The sequence below is a fragment of the Nocardioides sp. GY 10127 genome (assembly GCF_004919085.1).
Classification (GTDB): domain Bacteria; phylum Actinomycetota; class Actinomycetes; order Propionibacteriales; family Nocardioidaceae; genus Nocardioides.
On the sequence record NZ_STGL01000005.1, the window covers coordinates 302,946 to 323,311 of the forward strand.

General features: G+C 73.1%; 21 protein-coding genes. 6 read left to right on the top strand and 15 right to left on the bottom strand.

The genetic code is table 11. From position 1 onward, the window contains the following. Positions 1–12: 12 nt before the first annotated feature. The 5 genes from E8D37_RS08610 to E8D37_RS08630 form a co-directional block, all read right to left on the bottom strand. A complete protein-coding gene (locus E8D37_RS08610) occupies positions 13–1,362 on the bottom strand; it encodes an NAD-dependent malic enzyme (RefSeq protein WP_136569613.1) in 1,350 nt (449 codons plus the stop codon). Between the two features lie 189 nt (positions 1,363–1,551). Next, positions 1,552–2,043: an SRPBCC family protein gene (locus E8D37_RS08615; protein ID WP_168929686.1), complete on the bottom strand. Its 492-nt coding sequence runs from the start codon at positions 2,041–2,043 to the stop codon at positions 1,552–1,554. Further along, entirely contained in the window at positions 2,040–2,552 is a 513-nt protein-coding gene (locus tag E8D37_RS08620; RefSeq protein WP_136569352.1) for a glutathione peroxidase, read from the bottom strand. Before E8D37_RS08620 ends, E8D37_RS08615 begins: the two co-directional genes overlap by 4 nt. An 85-nt stretch (positions 2,553–2,637) precedes the next feature. Next, positions 2,638–3,345 carry a hypothetical protein gene (locus E8D37_RS08625; RefSeq protein WP_136569353.1) on the bottom strand — a complete coding sequence of 236 codons (708 nt, stop codon included), beginning with the start codon at positions 3,343–3,345 and terminating at the stop codon, positions 2,638–2,640. Positions 3,346–3,380: 35 nt separating this feature from the next. Further along, a complete protein-coding gene (locus E8D37_RS08630; RefSeq protein ID WP_136569354.1) occupies positions 3,381–4,427 on the bottom strand; it encodes an SDR family NAD(P)-dependent oxidoreductase in 1,047 nt (348 codons plus the stop codon). 998 nt (positions 4,428–5,425) lie between these two features. On the opposite strand from E8D37_RS08630, the gene E8D37_RS08635 reads away from it, so the two are divergent. From E8D37_RS08635 to E8D37_RS08645, 3 genes are all read left to right on the top strand, one after another. After that, positions 5,426–6,301, top strand: coding sequence for an LLM class flavin-dependent oxidoreductase (locus E8D37_RS08635; protein WP_136569355.1), 876 nt, complete (start codon positions 5,426–5,428; stop codon positions 6,299–6,301). A gap of 165 nt (positions 6,302–6,466) precedes the next feature. After that, the gene (locus tag E8D37_RS08640; protein WP_136569356.1) at positions 6,467–6,898 is read left to right on the top strand and encodes a universal stress protein; all 432 of its coding nucleotides are present in this window, start codon (positions 6,467–6,469) and stop codon (positions 6,896–6,898) included. 140 nt (positions 6,899–7,038) lie between these two features. Further along, positions 7,039–7,593 (top strand): hypothetical protein, encoded by a 555-nt coding sequence (locus E8D37_RS08645; protein ID WP_206055654.1) that lies wholly within the window; start codon positions 7,039–7,041, stop codon positions 7,591–7,593. 6 nt (positions 7,594–7,599) lie between these two features. Here the strand turns inward: E8D37_RS08645 and E8D37_RS08650 are convergent, their stop codons facing one another. After that, positions 7,600–8,484, bottom strand: coding sequence for an aldo/keto reductase (locus E8D37_RS08650; RefSeq protein ID WP_136569357.1), 885 nt, complete (start codon positions 8,482–8,484; stop codon positions 7,600–7,602). A gap of 502 nt (positions 8,485–8,986) precedes the next feature. Between E8D37_RS08650 and E8D37_RS08655 the strand changes: the two genes are divergently transcribed. Then, positions 8,987–9,298, top strand: coding sequence for a hypothetical protein (locus E8D37_RS08655; RefSeq protein ID WP_136569358.1), 312 nt, complete (start codon positions 8,987–8,989; stop codon positions 9,296–9,298). A 146-nt stretch (positions 9,299–9,444) separates the two neighbouring features. Here the strand turns inward: E8D37_RS08655 and adhP are convergent, their stop codons facing one another. From adhP to E8D37_RS08695, 8 genes are all read right to left on the bottom strand, one after another. Beyond that, the gene (gene adhP, locus E8D37_RS08660) at positions 9,445–10,461 is read right to left on the bottom strand and encodes an alcohol dehydrogenase AdhP (protein ID WP_136569359.1); all 1,017 of its coding nucleotides are present in this window, start codon (positions 10,459–10,461) and stop codon (positions 9,445–9,447) included. A gap of 230 nt (positions 10,462–10,691) precedes the next feature. Continuing rightward, positions 10,692–11,933 carry a multidrug effflux MFS transporter gene (locus tag E8D37_RS08665; RefSeq protein WP_136569360.1) on the bottom strand — a complete coding sequence of 414 codons (1,242 nt, stop codon included), beginning with the start codon at positions 11,931–11,933 and terminating at the stop codon, positions 10,692–10,694. Beyond that, positions 11,930–13,195, bottom strand: coding sequence for a hypothetical protein (locus tag E8D37_RS08670; RefSeq protein ID WP_136569361.1), 1,266 nt, complete (start codon positions 13,193–13,195; stop codon positions 11,930–11,932). Before E8D37_RS08670 ends, E8D37_RS08665 begins: the two co-directional genes overlap by 4 nt. Beyond that, the gene (locus E8D37_RS08675; protein ID WP_136569362.1) at positions 13,192–14,097 is read right to left on the bottom strand and encodes a carbohydrate ABC transporter permease; all 906 of its coding nucleotides are present in this window, start codon (positions 14,095–14,097) and stop codon (positions 13,192–13,194) included. The genes E8D37_RS08670 and E8D37_RS08675 overlap by 4 nt, the downstream gene beginning before the upstream one ends. Continuing rightward, positions 14,094–15,044, bottom strand: a complete 951-nt coding sequence (locus E8D37_RS08680) for a sugar ABC transporter permease (protein ID WP_136569363.1) — start codon at positions 15,042–15,044, stop codon at positions 14,094–14,096. Before E8D37_RS08680 ends, E8D37_RS08675 begins: the two co-directional genes overlap by 4 nt. Positions 15,045–15,084: 40 nt before the next feature. After that, positions 15,085–16,398: an ABC transporter substrate-binding protein gene (locus tag E8D37_RS08685; protein WP_136569364.1), complete on the bottom strand. Its 1,314-nt coding sequence runs from the start codon at positions 16,396–16,398 to the stop codon at positions 15,085–15,087. A gap of 312 nt (positions 16,399–16,710) precedes the next feature. Beyond that, positions 16,711–17,211, bottom strand: coding sequence for a hypothetical protein (locus E8D37_RS08690; RefSeq protein ID WP_136569365.1), 501 nt, complete (start codon positions 17,209–17,211; stop codon positions 16,711–16,713). A 33-nt stretch (positions 17,212–17,244) separates the two neighbouring features. After that, on the bottom strand, positions 17,245–18,117 hold the full coding sequence (locus E8D37_RS08695) for a hypothetical protein (protein WP_168929687.1): 873 nt from the start codon (positions 18,115–18,117) through the stop codon (positions 17,245–17,247). A 187-nt stretch (positions 18,118–18,304) separates the two neighbouring features. Here E8D37_RS08695 and E8D37_RS19815 point away from each other — a divergent pair, with 187 nt between their 5' ends. Continuing rightward, positions 18,305–18,883, top strand: a complete 579-nt coding sequence (locus E8D37_RS19815; protein WP_168929688.1) for a MarR family transcriptional regulator — start codon at positions 18,305–18,307, stop codon at positions 18,881–18,883. Next, positions 18,880–19,512, top strand: a complete 633-nt coding sequence (locus tag E8D37_RS08705) for a hypothetical protein (RefSeq protein ID WP_136569368.1) — start codon at positions 18,880–18,882, stop codon at positions 19,510–19,512. Before E8D37_RS19815 ends, E8D37_RS08705 begins: the two co-directional genes overlap by 4 nt. Positions 19,513–19,531: 19 nt before the next feature. On the opposite strand, the gene E8D37_RS08710 is transcribed toward E8D37_RS08705, so the two are convergent. Continuing rightward, positions 19,532–20,317 carry a GntR family transcriptional regulator gene (locus tag E8D37_RS08710; RefSeq protein ID WP_168929689.1) on the bottom strand — a complete coding sequence of 262 codons (786 nt, stop codon included), beginning with the start codon at positions 20,315–20,317 and terminating at the stop codon, positions 19,532–19,534. Between the last annotated feature and the right edge of the window lie 49 nt (positions 20,318–20,366).

The following is a 20,366-nucleotide window of genomic DNA, read 5'->3' on the forward strand; positions in this document are numbered from 1 at the left end:
TCCTGCCTGCGATCAGGGGCGCGGGCGGCCGCTGATGGCGTGCGCGACCGCCTCGGTCACGTCCGGGTGGAAGACGTTGGGGATGATGAAGCTCGCGTTGAGCTCGTCGTCCTCGACCGTGAGCGCGATGGCCTCGGCGGCCTTGAGCAGCATCTCGGTGGTGACGTCGGTGGCGCGGGCGTCCAGCAGGCCGCGGAAGACGCCCGGGAACGCCAGCACGTTGTTGATCTGGTTCGGGTAGTCCGAGCGGCCCGAGGCGACGACGGCCGCGTACTGGCCGGCCAGGGCCGGGTCGATCTCCGGGTCCGGGTTGGCCAGGGCGAAGACCACCGGGTCCTTCGCCATCGTCGGGATCCACTCCGCCTGGAGCACGTTCGGGGCCGAGACGCCGATGAAGACGTCCGCGCCCTTCAGGGCGTCCTGCAGCGTCCCGCGGACCTTGCGCGGGTTGGTGCGCGCGGCGAGCTCCGCGTGGGCACCGGAGAGGCTCTCGTCGTCGGAGGAGAGGCAGCCGACCTTGTCGACGACCACGATGTCGGGGACGCCCGCGGCGAGGAGCAGGTTGCAGATGGCGGTGCCGGCCGCGCCGCCGCCGTTGAGGGCGATGCGGACGTCGCCGACCTGCTTCTCGACCACGCGCAGCGCGTTGGTGAGGGCGGCGAGGACGACGATCGCGGTGCCGTGCTGGTCGTCGTGGAAGACCGGGATGTCGAGGGACTCGCGCAGCCGGCGCTCGATCTCGAAGCAGCGCGGCGCGGCGATGTCCTCGAGGTTGATGCCGCCGAAGCCGGGGGCGATGAGCTCGACGGCGCGGACGATCTCGTCGGTGTCCTGGGTGTCGAGGCAGATCGGCCAGGCGTCGATGTTGGCGAACCGCTTGAAGAGCGCGGCCTTGCCCTCCATCACCGGCAGCGCGGCGCCGGGGCCGATGTTGCCCAGGCCGAGCACGGCCGAGCCGTCGGTGACGACGGCGACCGAGTTGCCCTTCACCGTGAGGCGCGGGATGTCCTCGGGGTTGTCGGCCAGCGCGCGGGAGACGCGGCCGACGCCCGGGGTGTAGGCCATGGAGAGGTCGTCACGGTTGCGCAGCGGGACCTTCGAGGAGACCTCGATCTTGCCGCCGATGTGGAGCAGGAAGGTCCGGTCGGAGACGCGGTAGACCTCGACGCCCTCGACCTTCTCGGCGACGCCCGGCAGGGAGGCGGCGTGCTCGGCGTCGCCGGCGGAGCAGGTGACGTCGACCGTCAGCTTCTCGTGCGTGGACTCCGTGACGTCGATGGCCGTGACGATGCCGCCGGCCTGGCCGATGGCGGTGGCCACGGCACCGACCACGCCCGGGTTGGCCGGGGTGTGGAGGCGCATGGTGATGGAGTACGAGGACGCGGTGGCAGCGGAGGTCGGCACCGGGTCAAGATCCTCCCCGTCCGGCCCTACCGGCAAGTCGGAAGTCCTGTTTCGGGACGCGAGTTGCCGATTGCACCTATTCGCGAGAGCGATGGATGGCGTCCGAGGGATCGCGGACGGGCGGCAGAACCGACCGCAGCGGTCCGTTCAGGCGTCCTGGCGCTGAGGCACCTCGCGGGCGTCCAGCCGCCGCAGGAGGTTCGCGGAGAAGCGGGTGCCCATCTGGCCGATCACCTGCTTCATGGCCGTGCGCACGACCGGGCCGGAGAGCCGCGGCAGCGGCAGGTCCAGCGAGATCTCCAGGCTGGTCGACAGGCGCGTCCCCTCGGGGACCTCCTCGAGCACGTACCACCCCTCGACGGCGGAGCGCTCCGTCACGCCCTCGGGCGGGTCGTGGCGGAAGTCGATGCGGCTCGGCTCCTCGTAGGTCATCGCCTCCGTGAAGGCGGGGGAGACGGCCAGCCCCGCGACCTCCAGGCCGGCGAGCTGCCAGCGCCAGTGGTCGCCGTCCGCGGTGATCCGCGAGACGAAGGGGGTGAGCTCGGCGATCGCGTCGGGGTCCCGCAGGACCGCGAACACGGCCTCGCGGTCGGCGGTGATGACGGCGGTGGCCTCGGTGGAGGCGGAGAAGCGGGTCACGCGTCCGCCCCCGGCGCCGGGGCCGCCAGCGCCTCCTCGATGTCGGCGCGCAGCTTGTCGGGCGTGGCCGTCGGCGGGTACCGACGCACGACCCGCCCGTCCCGGCCGACGAGGAACTTGGTGAAGTTCCACTTGATGCGGCTGCCCAGGACGCCGCCCTTCTCGGTCTTGAGCCAGTCGAAGACCGGGTGCGTGCCCGGACCGTTCACCTCCACCTTGGAGAAGAGCGGGAAGGAGACCCCGAAGTTCCGCTCGCAGAAGGTCGCGATCTCCTCCTCGCCGCCCGGCTCCTGGTGACCGAACTGGTCGCACGGGAAGCCGAGGACCGTGAACCCCCGCGGGGCGAGCTCGTCGAAGAGCGCCTGCAGGCCCTGGTACTGGGGCGTGAAGCCGCACTGCGAGGCGGTGTTCACCACCAGCACGACCTGGCCGGCGTAGGCGGAGAGGTCCACGTCCGCGCCGTCGATGCCGCGGGCGGAGAAGGCGCTGAGGGTCGTGGGGGTCGTCATGTCGGCCAGTGTGCCCAGGCTCGAGACCGGGGAACCACACCCCGCCCCGTGTCAGCCGACTGTCACGTATGAGCCGACTGTCGCGTCAGCCGATCATCGTGCCGACGGCCTGGACGCTCGCGCCGACCACGACGTCGTCCGGGACGCCGGCCGGCACGGTCAGCCGGACGTGGCGCTCCTCCACCAGCAGCCGCACGTGCTCACCGTCGACCGACTCCACCGAGCCCGTGACCCGGTAGCGCTGCCCGCCCAGGCGTTCGAGGCCCGGCTCGAGACCCTTCTCCTGGCCCTTCTCCTGGCCGGGCTCGGCGGCCTCGACCCGCAGCGACCCGTCGTCGGCCACCATCCTCAGCTCGGGGCGGCGGCGGCGCCGCAGGGCGAACGACATCCCGATCGCGCCGAGCACCACGACGTCCAGCACCAGAGCGACCCGCAGCGGCAGGGGCTGCCCGACCACGACGAAGCTCGAGGGGTCGTCGGCGTCCCAGCAGACCCGGGCGCTGCCGTCGCGGGCCGCCGCCAGGGCGTCGCCGTCCAGGCTCACGGAGTAGGTGCGGGTGGTGAGGTCGACGGCCTCGTCGCTGCCGGCGTCCTCGACCACGGCGGCCGCCACCACCCGCGGCAGCAGGACGCTCGCGGCGCCCTCGTCGTCCACCGCGGCCTCGACGTCCTGGCAGGTGCCGGTGCTCTCCAGGCGGTGCTGGGTCCACCAGGCCGAGGCGAGCGGCGCCTGGAGCACCACGAGCAGGGCCACGAGGCCGAGGACGCGCAGCGGGAGGCTCAGGCGGGGCATGGCGGTCAGTATCCCGGGCGGGTTCCCCGGCGGGCTCAGCGCAGGTCGGGGCCACCCGTCAGGTCGGCGACGAGGGCGAGGAAGCGGTCGCGGGCAGCGTCCTCGTCGGAGGACCCGCGCAGGCGGTGGACGGGCAGGTAGTGGACGGGGCGGGGCGCCCGGTCGTGGAAGAAGGTGCCGCGGGCCGTCGAGGGCCGGGTCGCGACGAACCAGACGGCGGTGTCGGCGCCCTCCGCCCCGGTGCGCAGGAGCGGGCCGACCACGCGGTCGAACCCGGGCAGCGCGTCGGTGAGGCCCGGCGTGGCGGCCCAGCCCGGGTGCAGCGAGGCGGCCAGGACGCCGGTGCCGCGCGTCCGGCGGGCCCAGGCGTCCGCGAGCACCACCTGCATCCGCTTGGTGCGGGCGTAGGCGCGGACGCCGTCGTACGGCTCGTCCTCGGGGCGCCGGTTCTCCAGGTCGTCGAGGGAGTCGGCGTGCAGGCCGGCGGTGTACATGCCGCCCGAGCTCATCCACAGGACGCTGCCGCTGTCTGCCGTGAGGAGCGGGAGCAGCGCCTGCGTCATGACGTGCGGGCCGAGGACGTGGACGGCGAGGCCCAGCTCGTGCCCCTGCGGGCTCTCCTGGCGCTCCTTCGTCATCACCCCGGCGTTGTGGACGAGCCCGTGGAGGCCGTCGACCCGGCCGAGCAGGTCGGCCGACCACTGGGCCACGGCCTCGGTGTCCCCCACGTCGCAGACCTCCTCGACGACCTCGGCGTTCGGGTGCGCGACCCGGAGCTCGCGGGCCCGGTCGGCCACCTTGGCGGGCGAGCGACCGAGGAGGTGCACGATGGCCCCGAGCTCGAGGAAGGACTCGGCCATCGCCCCGCCGATCCCGCCCGTGGCGCCGGTGACGACCACCCGGCGGCCCTGCAGCGAGCCGGGAGCGGGGTCGCGGCGGGCGGGGTCACTCGCCCACAGGGGTCGCCGCAGCAGGGGCCCCAGGCGGGAGTAGCCGAGCACGACGGAGCGGTCCAGGGCGGTGTCGGCCGCGGCGCCGAGGAGGCGGGCGGCGTGCTGGGGCAGGGGTCGGCGCGCGCTCATGAGCCGAACCTAGGCAGTCGGCGGCCGGCGTCCGCCCACCCCTGCGGTCGGCGTGCCTCGCGCGGCACCGGCTGCGGCCCGGGTCGAAGGTCCCGGGCTGCCCTCTGGGCGGGGTGGTGAGGGCGGTGACCGGGAGGGGAACCGGAACGTTCCGTGACGACCACGTGAACAGGTCCTCACGGCCTTTGACCTGCGGGTTACCTGCCGGACACCTGCCCGGGACGTTGGTCCCGAGAAGTGCACAGAGACCGTGAAGACCCTCCACGAACCGTCATCCGTCGCGCATCGTGGAGGTCGACACAGCCCGTCGCCGACGCTCGACCCCCTGTCCATCGTCGACGCCCGCTCGTCCGTGCGGCACTCCCCCGGGAGATCCCCATGTCCGTTCGACCCTGTGCCGGGGCGCGCCCACCCCACCCGTGCCGCCCCGGCTTCCGGCCCTCGTCGTGACCACGATCCTGCTGACCGCCCTCCGGGCCGTCCGGACTCGTCGTCACGGCTCCCCTCTCCCGCCGTGACCCCGGGCGGTGCGTGAGCAACCGAGTGGTGCGCCCGGGCGGTTGCTCAGCCACCGCGGCCCCCGGACGTCATCCAACCCGGCGCGCTCAGGGGCCAGCCCGTATGACGTCCCACCCACCGGCGGTGCGCCAGCAACCCCGCCACCGAGCCAGCCGGTTGCTCACACACCGCCCACCGGCGCCGGCTCTACCAGCGGTGTCGCAGCAACCGAACCACCCGCCCGAACCGTTGCTCAGCCACCGCCCACCGGCCGCCCCGGGACGTCATCCAACCCGGCCCGCCCAGGGGCCACTCCGTATGACGTCCCACCCACCGGCGGTGCGCCAGCAACCCCGCCACCGAGCCAGCCAGTTGCTCACACACCGCCCACCGGCGCCCCGCCCCACCGGCGGTGTCGCAGCAACCGAGCCACCCCACCGAACCGTTGCTCACACACCGCCGATCACCGCCCCGGTGCGCGATCGACCTACGGTGGCCGGGTGCGCTTCGGAGTCACCCTGCTGACCGACCTCCCGTGGGCGGAGTCCCGGCCCCGCTGGATCGCCGCGGAGGAGCTGGGCCTCGACCACGCCTGGACCTACGACCACCTCACCTGGGGCACGCTGCCGGACGCACCGTGGCGCGACGCGCTCACCACGCTGGCGGCCGCGGCGGCCCTCACCAGCCGCATCGGCCTGGGCACGGCCGTGACGGCGCCGAACTTCCGGCACCCGCTGCCGCTGTTCCGCGAGGTGCAGGCGCTGGACGAGATCTCCGAGGGGCGGTTCCTGCTCGGGCTGGGCGTCGGGGGCGACCTCGACGCGGGGAAGCTCGGCACCCCGCCGATGCCGGCCAAGGAGCGGGTCGACCGCTTCCAGGAGTTCACCGACCTCCTGCTGCGCCTGCGCACCGAGGACCACGTGGACGCGGCGGGCCGCTGGTTCAGCACCGTCGACGCGCGGACCGCCCCCACGGCGTCCACGCCCTTCGTCGTCTCCGGCAACGGCCCGCGCTCCCTGCGCTACGCCGCCCGCGTCGGCGACGGGTGGATGACGACGGGACGCCCCGCCGACGGCCTCGACGCCTGGTTCTCCCAGCTCGCGACGATGGTGGCCACCCTCGAGGAGGGGCTGGTCCGCGCCGGACGCGACCCGCTGACCTTCCCTCGCTACCTGCTCATGGACGCCCCCAAGGCGTTCGGCCACGGCGTCTTCGCGCTGGAGAGCCCGGGGCTGTTCGAGGAGATGACCGGCCGCGCGGCGGCCCTCGGGTTCACCGACCTCGTCACCCACTGGCCGCGCCAGACCGAGCCGTACCGCGGCTCGGAGCAGGTCCTGGAGCAGGTCTGCTCCGACGTCCTCCCGCGCTGGCGGTGACCTTCCCGGTCGCCGTGGCGGGGCCCTGACCGGGCCCTCCCGGAGCCTTCCGCAGGGCGGGCCGTCCCCCACGGGACGCCTCGACGTGGCACCATCCGCCCTGGAACGTTTCAGCCGGCACCGCCGGCGTACCAGTCCGGCACGGTCCGGGAGCAGGAGGCAGGCATGTTCAACGTCATCGTCGTCGGGGTGGACGGCAGCGAGACCGCCGAGGCCGCGGCCCGCCGCGCCGCGGAGCTGGCCCTCGCCACCGACTCGACCCTCGAGATCGTCTCGGCCTACGACGGCTACGAGGTCCGCAAGGTCGACGCGCCCGAGGAGTTCCACGTGACCAGCGAGGACGACGCCCAGACCGTGGCCGGTCGGCTCGCCGCCCGCTTCACCGCCGAGATGCCCGGCCTCAAGGTGACCTCGTCGCCGGTCGACGGCAAGCCCGGCGAGGCGCTGGCCCAGCGCGCGACCGAGCTCGACGCCGGCCTCATCGTCATCGGCAACAAGCGCGTCCAGGGCATGGCCCGCGTGTTCGGCAACGTGGCCGCCGCCGTGGCCGCGAAGGCCCCGTGCGACGTCTACGTCGTGCACACGCACGGCAACTGAGCCCAGGCACCCGCGGGGCTCACGTCCCACCGGCTCCGGAGAGGGGCGGCGCGCTCGCGCCGCCCCTCTTCGCGTGCTCGGGTAGCCTCGCCCTGACCCCCTAGGGGGATAAGAACCTCCTGGACGACGGAGCGCCGACCGTGACCCTCGACGAGAGCCCGCCCACGACCCCGCGGTCGAGCCCACCGGATACCCCGCCGGCGTGGACCGCCCTGCGCGCCTGGCCGCGGCGCCGGTGGGTCGTCGCGCTGCTGTCGGCCGTCGCGGCCGTCCTGGTCGTCGGCGTCCCGACGGACCTCGTGCCCAACGCTGTCTTCGGCCGCGAGGTCCCGCCCACCGCCTGGGCCTGGCCCGCCCTCCTCGCCTCGGCCGTTCTCGGCGGACTGCTGGCCGCGACCTACGTGCGCCCGCCCGAGGTGCCGACCCCCCAGAACCCAGAGAACCCGAGCAACGCGGACGACCTGGGCCCCGGCGCCCGCCGCGGCTGGCTCGGCGCGACGCTGACCTACTTCGCGGTGGGCTGCCCGGTCTGCAACAAGATCGTGCTGCTCGCGCTCGGGTCGGCCGGCGCGCTCACGTGGTTCGAGCCGGTCCAGCCGTTCCTCCAGGTGATCGCCCTGGGACTGCTCGGCTGGGCGCTGCTCACCCGGCTGCGGGGCGAGGTCTCGTGCCCGCTCCCGGCCGGCCGCGGCTGAGGCGGCTCAGCAGAACTGGCCCTCGATCCGCGCGAGCTCGTCGTCGGTGAGGACGAGCGAGGCCGCCTGCGCGGAGTCGGAGATCGAGGCCGGGCGCGACGCACCGGGGATCGGGACGACGTGGACGCCGAGCGAGAGCTCCCACGCCAGGACGACCTGCTGCGGGCTGACACCCCGCGCGGACCCGATCTCGTGGAAGACCGGGTAGGTCAGCCCGACGTCCCTGCTCCCCGCGCCGGTGCCGCCGAGGGGGCTCCACGGGAGGAAGGCCACCCCGTGACGTCCGCAGTGCTCGAGCTCGTCGCGGGAGGAGCGGAAGCTCGGGGAGAACTGGTTCTGGACGCTGGCCAGTCCGCCCTCGCCGAGCACCTCGAGGGCGACGTCGATCTCCTCGACGTTGGCGTTGGAGATGCCGACCGCGCGGATCTTGCCCTCCTCCTGGAGCGCCTTGAAGGTGCCGACGACCTCCGGGTAGAGGCGCCACCGGTCGGGGCGGTGCCACTGGTAGAGGTCGAGGACGTCGACGCGGAGGTTGCGCAGGGAGGACTCCACGGCCCGCCGCAGGTACTCCGGCGAGCCGTCACGGCCCCACACCTCGCCCTCGGAGCGGGTGATCCCGCCCTTGGTGGCGACCGTGACGTGGGAGGTGTCGCCGTAGGAGGCCAGGGCCTCGGCCACGAGCTGCTCGTTGTGGCCCATGGCGTCCCAGGACGGGGCGTAGCAGTCGGCGGTGTCGATGAAGGTGACGCCGGCGTCGAGGGCGGCGTGGACGGTGGCGACGGCCTGCTCGCGGTCGGGCCGGACGTTGGCGCCCATCGAGAGCGGCATCGCGCCGAGGCCGACGGCGGAGACGGTGAACGGGCCCAGCGTGCGGGTGGGGAGCGTGGTCATTCCTCCACCCTGCCAAACCGGGCGGTGTCGCGCTTCCCCCGAGGCTGCTCGACGAGCCTCACCTCACCGCAGCCGACTGCCGGCTCGCGCCGTGCCTGCTGCCCCGCCGGCCGCGCCCGCGGGGCGGCGTTGGCCCGCGGGGCGGCGTTCGGTCCTCGTCGACACGAGGACCCAACGTCCCCACCAGCCCCGCAGCATCGCCCTGACCTGCACCGATGCACCCACCCACCGGCCGGCGTGCCGGTTCGGTCCTCGTGGACACCAGGACCGAACGCACCCGCCCGCAGCCCGACTTCGGTCCTCGTCGACACGAGGACCCAACGCCCCCACCAACCCCGCAGCATCCCCCTGACCTGCACCGATGCACCCACCCACCGGCCGGCGTGCCGGTTCGGTCCTCGTGGACACCAGGACCGAACGCACCCACCAGCGCGCGGCCACGAACCTGCACCAGCTCGCGCAACCCACTCCCAGCCACACCCCGTCAGGGCAGGATGAGCACGTGAACGAAGACCTCAACCCGCTGCTGCCGCACTCGCTGGAGCTCGTGCTGCTCGTCCTCGTCCTCGTACCGCTCCTGCTCTGGGTCGCCACGCTGGTCGACGTGCTCGGCCGGCCCCGGCAGCAGTGGGTGGACGCCGGGCAGAACCGGGTCGTGGCCCTCCTGGTCGTCGTCCTCCTGGGGCTCATCGGCGTCGCGCTCTACTGGTTCCTCGTCCGCCCGTCCCTGGTGCGGGCCCAGCGCGAGGCCACCCAGCGCGACGCCACCCGGCCCGACGCCACCCAGCCCGACGCCGGGCTCTCGCGAGGCTGACCCCGCGCCCACCCCACGTCCACCCCGCGCCCACCCCACGCCCGCGCCGAGGCCCGCCGGACGCCCACACGCCCGCCCACACGCACGAACGCCCGGGCACAGGGCCCGGGCGCTCGTGACGGAGGTGTCAGCAGGGTGAGGCGGAATCAGAACTCGAACACGATCCGCGCCGTGGTCGCGCCGGACAGCACCTCGTCGATCGCGGCGTTGACGTCGTCCAGCTTGCGCCCCTCCGCGACGACCTCGGTGCGGCCGGCGGCGTGGAGGCGGAAGACCTCGGCCAGGTCCTCGCGGGTGCCGACGATCGACCCGATGACGGAGATGCCCTTGAGGACGGTGTCGAAGATCGGCACCTCCATGGCGCCCTCGTTCTCCGGGGGCAGACCGACGCAGACGAGGCGGCCGCCGCGGCGCAGCGAGGCGAAGGCCTGCTCGAACACCTTCGGGTGCACGGCGAGCACGATGGCGACGTCGACGCCACCGAGGGCCGCGATCTCCTCGACGGGGTCGGAGGTGCGGGCGTTGACGGTCCAGGTGGCGCCCAGGCGGCGGGCGAGCTCGAGCTTCGGCTCCTCCACGTCGACGGCCACGACGTCGCCGCCGAAGACCTGGGCGTACTGGAGCGCGAGGTGGCCGAGGCCGCCGATGCCGAAGATCGCGACCCTCTCGGTCGGGCGCACGTCCGCGACCTTGACGGCCTTGTAGGTGGTGACGCCGGCGCAGGTCAGCGGGGCCGCGTCGAAGGGCGTCACGCCCTCGGGGACGGGGACGACGTAGTCGGCGTCGGCGACCGCCAGCTCGGCGAACCCGCCGTCGATGGAGTAGCCGGTGTTCTGCTGGGACTCGCAGAGGGTCTCCCAGCCCTTCACGCAGTAGTCGCAGCGTCCGCAGGCGTGGCCGAGCCACGGCAGCGCGACCCGGTCGCCGACCTGCCGCGAGGTGACCCCGGCGCCGACCTTCTCGACGATGCCGACGCCCTCGTGGCCCGGGATGAACGGCGGGGCGGGCTTGACCGGCCAGTCGCCGTGGGCGGCGTGGATGTCGGTGTGGCAGAGGCCGCTGGCCTCGATCCGGACGAGCACCTGGCCCGCGGCGGGCTCGGGGACGGGACGCTCCTGCAGCTCCAGCGGAGCGGTGAAGTCGGTGACGACGGCAGCCTTCATGGGTCTCTCCTAGCGCGATCTGTCTGCCGGGCGGGGCGCTCGCGGGTGGGCGGCACCAGCCGCACCGGCTGGCCGGGCGGCCCCGGGTCGGGCCTCCCTCCACCCCCCACGCTGCCCCTCGAGCGGTCCGTCTCCCAGGGACCTCCGACCCTGCATCCAAGGTCGAACAGAGCGCGTTACCGCAGGTCAGAGACTTTTGGACGTCCAATCGAGAGGTCGTGTCACCCGCGTCACGCCGGGGCGGCCACCCAGGTGCGCCGCACCACGAGGTGCACGGCCGCCTGCCCGCAGGAGGTGGCGACGAGGACGACGAGCCCGAGGCTGAGCGCCGAGACGCCGAGCGCGCCGACCAGCGGCGAGACCAGGCCGGCCACCCCGAAGTTCACCGCCCCCAGGAGCGAGCCCGCGGTGCCGGCCCGCTCGCCGTGCGGGCTCAGCGCGAGCACCTGCACGGCAGGGTTCGCCCCGCCGACGGGCGCCACCACGAGCGCCACGAGGACGAGGACGACCCAGGTCGGTGCGCCGAGCCGTCCGGCCAGCACGAGCCCGGCGCCGGCCCCACCCATGAGCGCCAGCCACAGCGAGAGCACCGCCCACGGCGGCAGCACGCGCATGAGCCGGGCGGAGACCTGCGCGCACGCGGTGAGGCCGAGGGCGTTGCACGCGAAGAGGGCGCCGTACGTCTGGGTGCCGAGGCCGAGGTCCACCTGGTAGAGGAACGAGGAGGAGGACAGGTAGGCGAACATCGCGGTGAAGACGGACGCCCCGGCCGCGAGCGTCCCGAGGAAGGCCCGGTCGCCGAGCAGGACCCGGTACCGCGCGCGGGCTCCCGCCAGGCCCGGCGCCCGGCGCTCCGCGGGCAGCGTCTCGGGCAGCCACAGGGCGGCAGCCACCGTCATGACCAGGCCGAACGCGGCGATGACCGCGAAGATGCCGCGCCAGTCGACCACGCGCAGCAGCAGCGCCCCGACGCTGGGGGCGACGATCGGCGCCAGGCTCGTCACCAGCGCCATCCGGGCCAGGAAGCGGCCCAGGGCGTCCCCGGCGAAGAGGTCCCGGGTCATCGCCATCGTCACCACGCCGCCGCCCGCGGCGCCCAGGCCCTGGACGAACCGGCCGACCATCACCCACTCCACCGAGGGGGCCGCGATCACCCACAGGCTTGCAGCCACGTGGACGCCGGTCGCCACCAGCAGCGGGCGCCGCCGCCCCAGCGAGTCGCTGAGCGGCCCGACGACCAGCTGCCCCACCGCGAACCCGAGGGTGGTGGCGGCGAGCGTGAGCTGCACAGCGGCCTCGGTGGTGCCGAGGTCGGCCATGACGGTGGGGAAGGCCGGCAGGTAGAGGTCCATCGTCGCCGGGCCGAGGGCCACGAGCAGGCCCATCACCGCCACGAGCAGGGCCCGGCGCCGCGCGGGCAGCGCCTCGCCGGGGGAGACGGCGGGCGCCGTCGGCGTGGGGAGGGAGGTCACCCGAGACGACCGCCCAGACCCACGCGGAGCAGGTCGGTGAGCCCGTCGACGATCTCGCGCTGGGCGTGCCCCTGGACGATCGGGCAGCCCTCGGCCGCCTGGGTGCGGCGGTCGTAGGACTCGTCGGTGGGCAGGTAGCCGATGCGCGCGTTGGCGTTGGTGACGACGAGGGTGGTCGCGACGGGCGAGGCCTCCTGCACCGCCCGGCCCACCGGCACCGTCACCTCGCCGCCCACGCCGGCCAGGGCCACCGGCCCGACGACGAGGCTGGACAGCGTCAGGTCGACCGTCTCGACGTCCGCCTGCTCCATCCCGGGCGGTACGGGCAGCCGGCGGCAGGGGCACGCCACCACCCGCACGCCCGCGGAGACGGGGGCCGCGGCCGTGTACCGGTGCGTCACCTTCACCAGTCGCACGGCCGCGGACCCCAGCATGAACCCCTGCGCCTGGACGGCGTCCCCGGCGAAGCGGGCGTCGGCGGCAGGGTCGTCGGTCGGCTCGTCGAGCTGCACCCGGGGGCGCTGGTCGCCGAGCGAGCCGGAGGTCCACAGGGCCACGGCTCCGTCGAGCTCGGCCTCCACGTGGGTGGAGGCCACGCCCGCGAGGTCGGCGCTGAGCGCCCGGACCCCGAGCAGCACCGTGGAGTGCACGGCGTAGTTGAGGACGACGGCGATCACCGCGCCCGGGGTCGGCGCTCCGGCCGGCGGCACCTCCCGGAACGTCACCACGCCGAGCCGCTTGTCGGAGTCGCCGTGCGGCGCGTACCCGAGCGTCCAGCGCCCGTCCACGTACGCCTCGCGGCACACGTTGACGTCGACGTCCTGGCGGGCGAAGCCGACCTGCGCCGGTCGGGCGGACGCGGCGGCCTGCTGCACGGCGGCCACCACGGCGTCCTCGACCTCGCGGGTGTAGGCGAGGGACTCCGGCGTGGGTATGCGGGCCTTGCCGCCGGGCGGCACGAGCCCGATGCGGGGGGCGTTGTGCGCGTGCGAGGGCGCCAGGACGACGTGGTCGGCGCTGATCCCGCACTCCTGCTCGACCCGCGCCCGCAGGGCGGTGGTGTCGCCGACCTCGACGAGGTCGAGGCTCACGAGGGCCGCGGTGGTCGCCCCGTCGGAGACGACCAGGGCCCGGGCGTGCAGCCGGTCGCGGACCTCGGTGAAGTCCGGCCCGAACGGGTTGAGCCCGGCGAGCTCGGTGGGCGTGATGTCGACGCGGGCGGCGCCGGCGGTGAGCCGGGGGGCGGGTGGGTGCGCGGTCATCCGGTCACCCCACCGTCGGTGAGGCCGGACATGATCCGCTTCTGGAGCACCACGTAGGCGATGAGCAGCGGGGCGCTGGTGAGGATGACGTGCATGAAGACGAGGTTCCAGTTGATCGAGTACTGGCCGGCGCTGGAGAACTGGTACAGCGTCAGCGGGAGGGTGGCGTTGTCGGAGCCCTGGATCATGTAGAGGGCGAAGAGGAAGTCGTTCCAGACGTTGATGACGGTCATGACGGCCGCCGTGAACAGCACCGGCTGGAGCAGCGGCAGGATCACGTGGCGGAACGTCTGCCAGCGCCCGGCCCCGTCCATCTGCGCGGCGTCCTCGTAGTCCGAGGGCAGCGTGCGCAGGTAGCCGGTGGTGAGGAAGACGATGATCCCGAGGCGGGTGCCGACGAGGGCCAGCGCGTAGCCGGCCACGGTGCCCGTGAGCCCGGTGCGGGTGAGGATGACGACGGTCGGGACGATCGCCGGCGGCAGGATGATCGACAGCGCGAAGACGTAGTACCAGACGCGCAGCCAGCGCCACGGCGTCCGCGCGAAGGTCCACGCCGCCATGGAGCCCAGCAGCAGCACGAGGACCACCACGGGCACGGTCACGAGCAGGCTGTTGCGCAGGCCGGTGAGGTAGTGGCCCTGGTCGAGGACGACCGAGAGGTTGTCGGCGAACGACCAGTGCGAGGGCAGCGAGACCGACGGGATGGCCGCCTCCTGCGTGGTCTTGCCGGCGTTGACGACGAGCATCCACAGGGGCAGGCCGACCCACGGCACCGCCACGAGGGTGAGGACGACGTACTTCAGCACGGCCGCGGGGCGCAGCCGGGCCCGCGGCGGCCGGCCGTGCTCCTCGAGCGGCACCAGGCGCAGGGGGCTCGTGGCGGGGGCAGAGGTGGTGCTCATCCGTGGACCTCCCGGCGGCGCAGGAACCAGATCATGGGGACGGCGGTGACGATCACGAGGATCGCGATCATGAAGCTGAGGGCGCTGGAGGTGCCGAAGAGGCCCATCCCGTACTGGTTGAACACCGCGACGTTGAGCACCGAGGTGGCCGTCCCCGGCCCGCCCTTGGTGGTGGCGAAGATGACGTCGAGGGCGCTGAACGAGCCGACCAGGGTGAGCACGAGGTTGAACGTGAACGCCGGCGCGAGCAGCGGCATCTCGATGCCGACGAACCGGCGCCAGGGGCCGGCCCCGTCGAGGAGGGCCGCCTCCCGCACCGTGCGGGGGATCGTGTTGAGCCCCGCGATGTAGACGAGCGTGACCAGCCCGCTCCACTTCCAGCCGTCGATGATGCCGACGGTGAGCAGGGCCGAGACCGGGTGTCCCAGCCAGGAGTAGGCCACCTCGTGGCCCGCGAGGAGCCCGAGGAACTGGTTGACGGGGCCGTGGTCGGAGAGGATCGCGGCCCAGATGAAGCCGGCCGCCAGGGGTGACATGAGGACCGGCAGGAAGAACACGGACCGGTAGATCGAGTTGACCCGGTTCGTCTCCTGGAGCGCCTTGGCCAGCGCGAGGCCGATGACGTTCTGCGTCAGCATCGTGGTCACGGCGAAGGCGATGGTCACCCAGGTGGCGTGGCCGAGGATGCCCAGCGCCATGAGCGAGCGGAAGTTCGCCAGGCCGTTGAACGAGATCGTGCTGCTGAAGCCGGTCCACTGCATGAAGCTGAGGACGGCGTTGGCGACGAAGGGCGTGAGGAAGAAGAACGTCACCAGCGCCATCGCCGGGAGTGCGAACCAGAGGCGGAACAGGTGGCGCTCGCGGTGCCGGGGGGCCGGGTCCACCTGGGTGGACCCGGCCGGCTCGACGGCCTGGGCGGTGCTGCGTGGTGCGGTCACGGACGGCATGCGGTGCTCCCCTCGTCGAGCCTTCCCGGACTGGTAGGGCTCAGCCCTGGGCCGCGATGGCCTGGTCGACGTAGGTCTGCCAGTCGTCGGCGGCGTCCTGCGGGCTGGTCTGGCCGGCGATCACCTGGAGCGCGATCTTGCCGAAGTTGCCGAAGCCGGGCACCGACTGGTTGAACGCCGGGGTGGACTTCGGGTCGAGCAGCATGGTCTCCATCTCGGAGTACATGCCGGTGAGGTCGGGGCTGGTGGCGGTGCTGAGCGCGGGGACGAGCTTCGCGTCGTCCACGTACTGCTGGTAGCCGTCGGTGGTCACCCAGTTGACGAAGTCGACCGCGGCGGCCTCCTTCTCGGAGTCGCCGGTCTTGGGCACGTAGTAGGTGCCGTAGGAGCCGGGCGAGTAGGCGGCGATGCCGTCCTCCGCCGAGATCGGGCCGAAGCCGACCTTCGCGTCGACCGACTTCTCCGAGCTGCCGAGGCCGTAGAAGGAGGCGATGAAGTCGGAGGGGAGCACGGTGAACGCGGCGTCCCCGTCGTAGACGGCCTGGACGGCCTCGTCGGCGGTGGCGGTGGCGGCGCTGCTGTTGAGGCAGCCGTCGTTGCGCAGCGTGTCGATGGTGTCGAAGCTGGCGACGATCGGGCCGTCGGGGTCGTTGACCTTGGTGTCGCCGCTGGCCACGGACTGGCCCCACTGGTCGTCGGCGTTGTAGTCGGCCATGTAGGCGAAGCCGGCGAACATGTTGGCCGGGAACTCCGAGCCACCGCCGATGAAGACCTCGTCGGCGCCCGTGCCGGTGATGGCCGAGCAGATCTGGTCGAGGTCGGCGTAGCTGGTGGGCACGTCCACGCCGGCGGCCTTGAGGACGTCCTTGTTGTAGAAGAGCCCGAAGGTGCTCACCGGGCCCAGGACGGCGCCGTAGGTGGTGCCGTCGAGCTTGCCGGAGATGGTGTCGCCGGCGGCGTCCACGAAGCTCATCGAGCTGAGGTCGTAGAGGTTCTCCGCCCCGTTGAGGGAGGCGATGTCCTGTGCCGTGGACATGTACTCGAGGATGTCCGGCCGGTCACCGGTCGCCCACTTGGTCTGCACCGCGGTGGGGTAGGTGTCGGCCGGGAGGTCGACGAGCTCGATGGTGTTGCCGGACTCCTTCTCGTAGGCCTTGTACAGGTCGAGCAGGGCCTGGGAGTCGCCGGCGTTGTGCCACATCGTGAGCGTGACGCCGGTGGGCGCGGACGGCAGGTCCGAGATGGACGCGGTCGCGGACGACGAGTCGCTGGAGCACGCGGCGGCGGCCAGCAGGGTGGTCGCGGCGACCACGCTCACGGCGGCCAGGCGGCGGCGGGACGGCTGGTGGGACATCGCTCTTCCTCGAACTTCTCGTGCGAGACGACCCGGCGGGTCGTCGGTGAGGGTGGGTGTGAAGTGGCGCGCGTCACAGTTCGTCACGAATAGTTCGCCCCTCCGAACTACAAGTCAAGGGTTCTCGCGAACTTCGTACACGATTTGTGTGACCGGCGCCACGGCGCGTTCTCAGGGCACGCTGGCTACACCGTCGTCGCAGGTCAGACGCGGTGTGGTCGGGGGAGGGACGCCTCGGGGAGGGCGCCGTGCAGGGTCAGCGGACCCTCCGGGGAGGGCCGACGAGGGCGGCCGGGGCCGCCGGGGCGGGGCTCAGGCGCCCCGCAGGGCCAGCGCCACCGTCGCCATCCAGACGACGTTGAGCGCGGCGTTGAGGTGGAAGAACCAGCGATCGGGACGCCGGCCCGCGGCCGCGGCCACGAGGCGCACCCCGAAGGCCAGCGACAGCGCGGTGCCGGCGAGCCCGGTCAGGGGCCCGTTCGTCCAGCCGGCCGCCAGGAGCCAGACGGCCGAGACGACGTGGGTGCCGTCGCGCAGCGGACCGTGGTCGAGCTGTGAGCCGGCGACGGCCGCGGCGTCCAGGATGATGTCGGCGAACATCCAGGCGTACCCGGCGGCCACCGCCCACGGCGGGGCCGGCAGGGCGGCGACCGCGGGGAGCAGCAGCAGGTGGTAGCCGATGCCGCAGGCCATGGCGGGCGGGCCGGTCAGGGTGACGGCCCGCCACGCCCCGTCCCGCCGCAGCGGGACGGGCACGTGGAACGCGGCGAAGAGGACGAGGGCGGCGAGGGTCGTCGCGACGACGGTGCTCACGGCGGCTCCTTCGGGGTGGGGCGGGACCGGTGGTCAGTCCGCGTCGTCGGGCTTGTCCTTGTACTCGGCGTGCAGCTGGGGCAGGAACTTGCTCAGCTGGAGCGCCTCGGTGGTGGAGTGGGTGATGACCTTCTTGAGGTAGCCCTCGTTGAGCATCCAGTCCGGGGTGGACTCGTCCTTGACGATCTTGCCGTCCTCGACGCCGTAACCGATCCACTCCCGCGTGACCTTCTCGAGCACGCCCCAGGGGTTGATGCGCGAGAGCGTCATGAAGAGGTGGGTGCCGGGCAGGGTGACCGACGGGTCCTCGACGGGGTGGAAGGACTCGGTGCAGCAGTCCACGAAGCAGCCGGCCTCCTTGAGCTGCTTCTCCATCTCGGTGGTGAGGCCGAAGTCCTTGGGGTCGAGCGGGTGGCGCACCGACCAGAGCATCTCCTCGCCCTCGCCGAGGTCGAGGGACTCGACGGTGTAGATGCCGTCCGTCTTGTCGACGCCGTTGATGAAGCCGTGGTCCCAGTGGTCGGCCTGGTTCCAGATCTTGTAGCGGATGTTGCCGACGCCCTCGGGGGTCGAGCGCGAGCGGATGTTGATCCAGCGGAAGTACCAGCCGAGCATCTCCGGCGTGCAGCCCGGGTAGGTGGTGTAGACGGCCAGGTAGCCCGTGCCGTCCTCGCGCATCGTGTAGCCGTACTCGGTGTCGGCGTAGCCGACCGGCTTGAGCAGGTCCGTGAAGTTCCAGGGCAGCGTGGCCCGGGACTCGTCCATCGGGCCGTTCTCGATGAGCTGGCGCTGGAGCGGGGCGACCCGGTGCAGCGGCAGGTTCCAGTACTTGGCCAGGGGGAGGGCGGCCTCCTCCTCGGTCAGCGGCTTGCGCTGGTGCACCAGCATCTCGTCGGGGTACTCCACGGGGTCCTCCTGGGTGAACGGCTCAACACATTTGATTCGGGGTTACGAACTACTTGGTTCAGAGTACCGAACTATTTCCATGTGTCCAGCGCCACTTCGCGATTCCTCGCGGGCCGGGCCGATCACGGGTGGGGCACCCGTCGTGCCGACCCTGGCGGTAGGGTCACAGCCGTTGGAAAGGGCGGAGATGGCAGAGGTCGATCCCACCCGGACCGCCGCAGCCGCTCGCCTCACCGAGACGCTGGGTGGGATCTGGGGCTACGCGACGGCGACGTCGCGCGCCGTCGGTGGCCTGCCCACCCTCCCGCCGTCGCAGGCCCGTGCCCTCGGGCTCGTCATCGCCAGCGAGGACGGCATGACGCCGTCCGCGCTCGCCGAGGCGCTCGACCTCTCGCGGCCCATGGTCAGCGAGCTCGTGCACAAGCTGCAGAAGACCGGGCTCGTCGACCGCCGGCGGGCCGAGGGCGACGGACGCTCCGTCGTCGTGTTCGCCACCGAGCACGGCCGCTACGTCAGCCGCTCCTTCCGTCTCGGCATCGTCGACTCCTTCCGCGAGGCCTTCGACCGGATGGACGCCGCCGACGTCGCCGTGGTCCTGGAGTCGCTGCCCGTGCTCGCCGACCTGCACGACCACCTGCGCACCATCGCCGACCGGGCGGAGCACCCGGACCGTCCTGACGAGGCCGACGCCGACGCCGTCCACGCCCACGGACCGGCGGACGCCGAGGGGAAGCAGGGCGCCGCGGCCGGGGTGATCGGCGCATGACCGGCCTGGAGTCCGCCGAGGACTTCCACGCCCGGGTGCTGGCCGCCGCGGGCGAGGACGGCCGGCTCGCGTTCCGGGCCGATGACGCGATGGCCGCCTGGGACATCTACCCCTACGAGCTCGACGGCCTGCGGATGAAGCCGCTCGCGCCCCTCGCCGACGCCGAGCCCCCGCGCCGCGGCGAGACCGCCGAGGAGTGCTGGTGCCCCGCGGGGGTGCCGCCCGAGAAGGAGCTCGCCTGGAGCAACGAGCGCTGGGTGCTGCAGGCCCTCCCCGGCACGCTGCCGGCCGAGCTCATGCTGCAGCCGCGCACGCACCACGACCTCGGTGACCTCCCGGCCGACCTCGCCGCCGAGATGGGCGTCCTCACCGTCGCGATCGCCGCGGCCGTGGAGTCGCTGCCCGCGGTCGCCCGCTGCCAGCTCGCCCGCTACGGCGACGGCGGCGCCCACCTGCACCTGTTCTTCCTCGGCCGGCCCTCCCGGATGCTCCAGCTGCGCGGCTCGCCGCTCCTGGACTGGGCCGACCAGCTGCCGCCGCTGCCGGACGACGTCCGGCGCGCCCACGCCGCGCACGTCGGCACCCTCGTGCAGGACGCCGTCGGCGGGTTCGGCCCCAGCGGGCTCTGAGCCGCGGCCCGGCCGGTCGTCACACGGCCGTGGCCCGGACCCGGCCCCGATCGTCGTCCGTGCGGACGGTGAGGCGGGTGCGGTCGGCCCGGAAGAGGTCGACCGAGTACTCCACCGGCGCGCCGTCCGCGTCCCACGAGTGCCGGTTGAGCCGGATCAACGCGTCCCCCTCCCTCACGCCCAGGGCGTCGGCGATGGCCGCCGGCGCCGTCACCGCCTCGATCGTCTCCTCGCACCGGCTGATCTCCGTGCCGTACTCCTCGGCCAGCATCAGGTACATGGACTGGTCGAGCCGGTGGCCGAGGAAGTTCGGGAAGCGTTGGGCACTCACGTAGAAGTGCTCGAGCGAGAGGGTGTCGCCGTCGGCGAACCGCAGGCGCACCAGGGACACCACCAGCGCGCCCTCGGGCAGGCCCAGCGCGGTGCCGACGATCGGCGAGGCGACCCGCAGGTCCGCGGAGAGCACCTGGCTGCCGGAGTTGAAGCCCTGCTCGCTGAGCATCTTGGGCAGGCCGGCGGCGTGGTTGAGGTCGCGCACGAACTTGCGGGCGTCGCCCTTGGGGACGACCCGCTCCGGCACGATCTCGCGGGGGTAGACACCGGTGAGGAACGCGCCGCCCGCGCGTCCGCGCTCCCGGCGTACGACGCCCTCGTCGTCGAGGTCGGCCAGGACCGACCTGATCGCGTTGCGCGAGACCCCGAACCGTTCCGCGAGCACCCGCTCGGGCGGGAGCTTGCCGACCTCCCGGGCGAGGAGGTCGGTGCAGAGGCGGCCGAGCGCGGCGGCCAGTTCGGGCGAGGTCACGACCACATTGGTTCAGAGGCCTCCGGCCCAAAGCAACCAAAAGCAGTAC

Excerpts from the sequence above, each read along its gene's own strand:
- E8D37_RS08610 (WP_136569613.1), bottom strand. The coding sequence starts at position 1,362 with ATGCGCCTCCACACCCCGGCCAACCCGGGCGTGGTCGGTGCCGTGGCC.
- E8D37_RS08620 (WP_136569352.1), bottom strand. The coding sequence starts at position 2,552 with ATGACGACCCCCACGACCCTCAGCGCCTTCTCCGCCCGCGGCATCGAC.
- E8D37_RS08625 (WP_136569353.1), bottom strand. The coding sequence starts at position 3,345 with ATGCCCCGCCTGAGCCTCCCGCTGCGCGTCCTCGGCCTCGTGGCCCTG.
- E8D37_RS08630 (WP_136569354.1), bottom strand. The coding sequence starts at position 4,427 with ATGAGCGCGCGCCGACCCCTGCCCCAGCACGCCGCCCGCCTCCTCGGC.
- E8D37_RS08640 (WP_136569356.1), top strand. The coding sequence starts at position 6,467 with ATGTTCAACGTCATCGTCGTCGGGGTGGACGGCAGCGAGACCGCCGAG.
- E8D37_RS08650 (WP_136569357.1), bottom strand. The coding sequence starts at position 8,484 with ATGACCACGCTCCCCACCCGCACGCTGGGCCCGTTCACCGTCTCCGCC.
- adhP (WP_136569359.1), bottom strand. The coding sequence starts at position 10,461 with ATGAAGGCTGCCGTCGTCACCGACTTCACCGCTCCGCTGGAGCTGCAG.
- E8D37_RS08670 (WP_136569361.1), bottom strand. The coding sequence starts at position 13,195 with ATGACCGCGCACCCACCCGCCCCCCGGCTCACCGCCGGCGCCGCCCGC.
- E8D37_RS08675 (WP_136569362.1), bottom strand. The coding sequence starts at position 14,097 with ATGAGCACCACCTCTGCCCCCGCCACGAGCCCCCTGCGCCTGGTGCCG.
- E8D37_RS08680 (WP_136569363.1), bottom strand. The coding sequence starts at position 15,044 with ATGCCGTCCGTGACCGCACCACGCAGCACCGCCCAGGCCGTCGAGCCG.
- E8D37_RS08685 (WP_136569364.1), bottom strand. The coding sequence starts at position 16,398 with ATGTCCCACCAGCCGTCCCGCCGCCGCCTGGCCGCCGTGAGCGTGGTC.
- E8D37_RS19815 (WP_168929688.1), top strand. The coding sequence starts at position 18,305 with ATGGCAGAGGTCGATCCCACCCGGACCGCCGCAGCCGCTCGCCTCACC.
- E8D37_RS08705 (WP_136569368.1), top strand. The coding sequence starts at position 18,880 with ATGACCGGCCTGGAGTCCGCCGAGGACTTCCACGCCCGGGTGCTGGCC.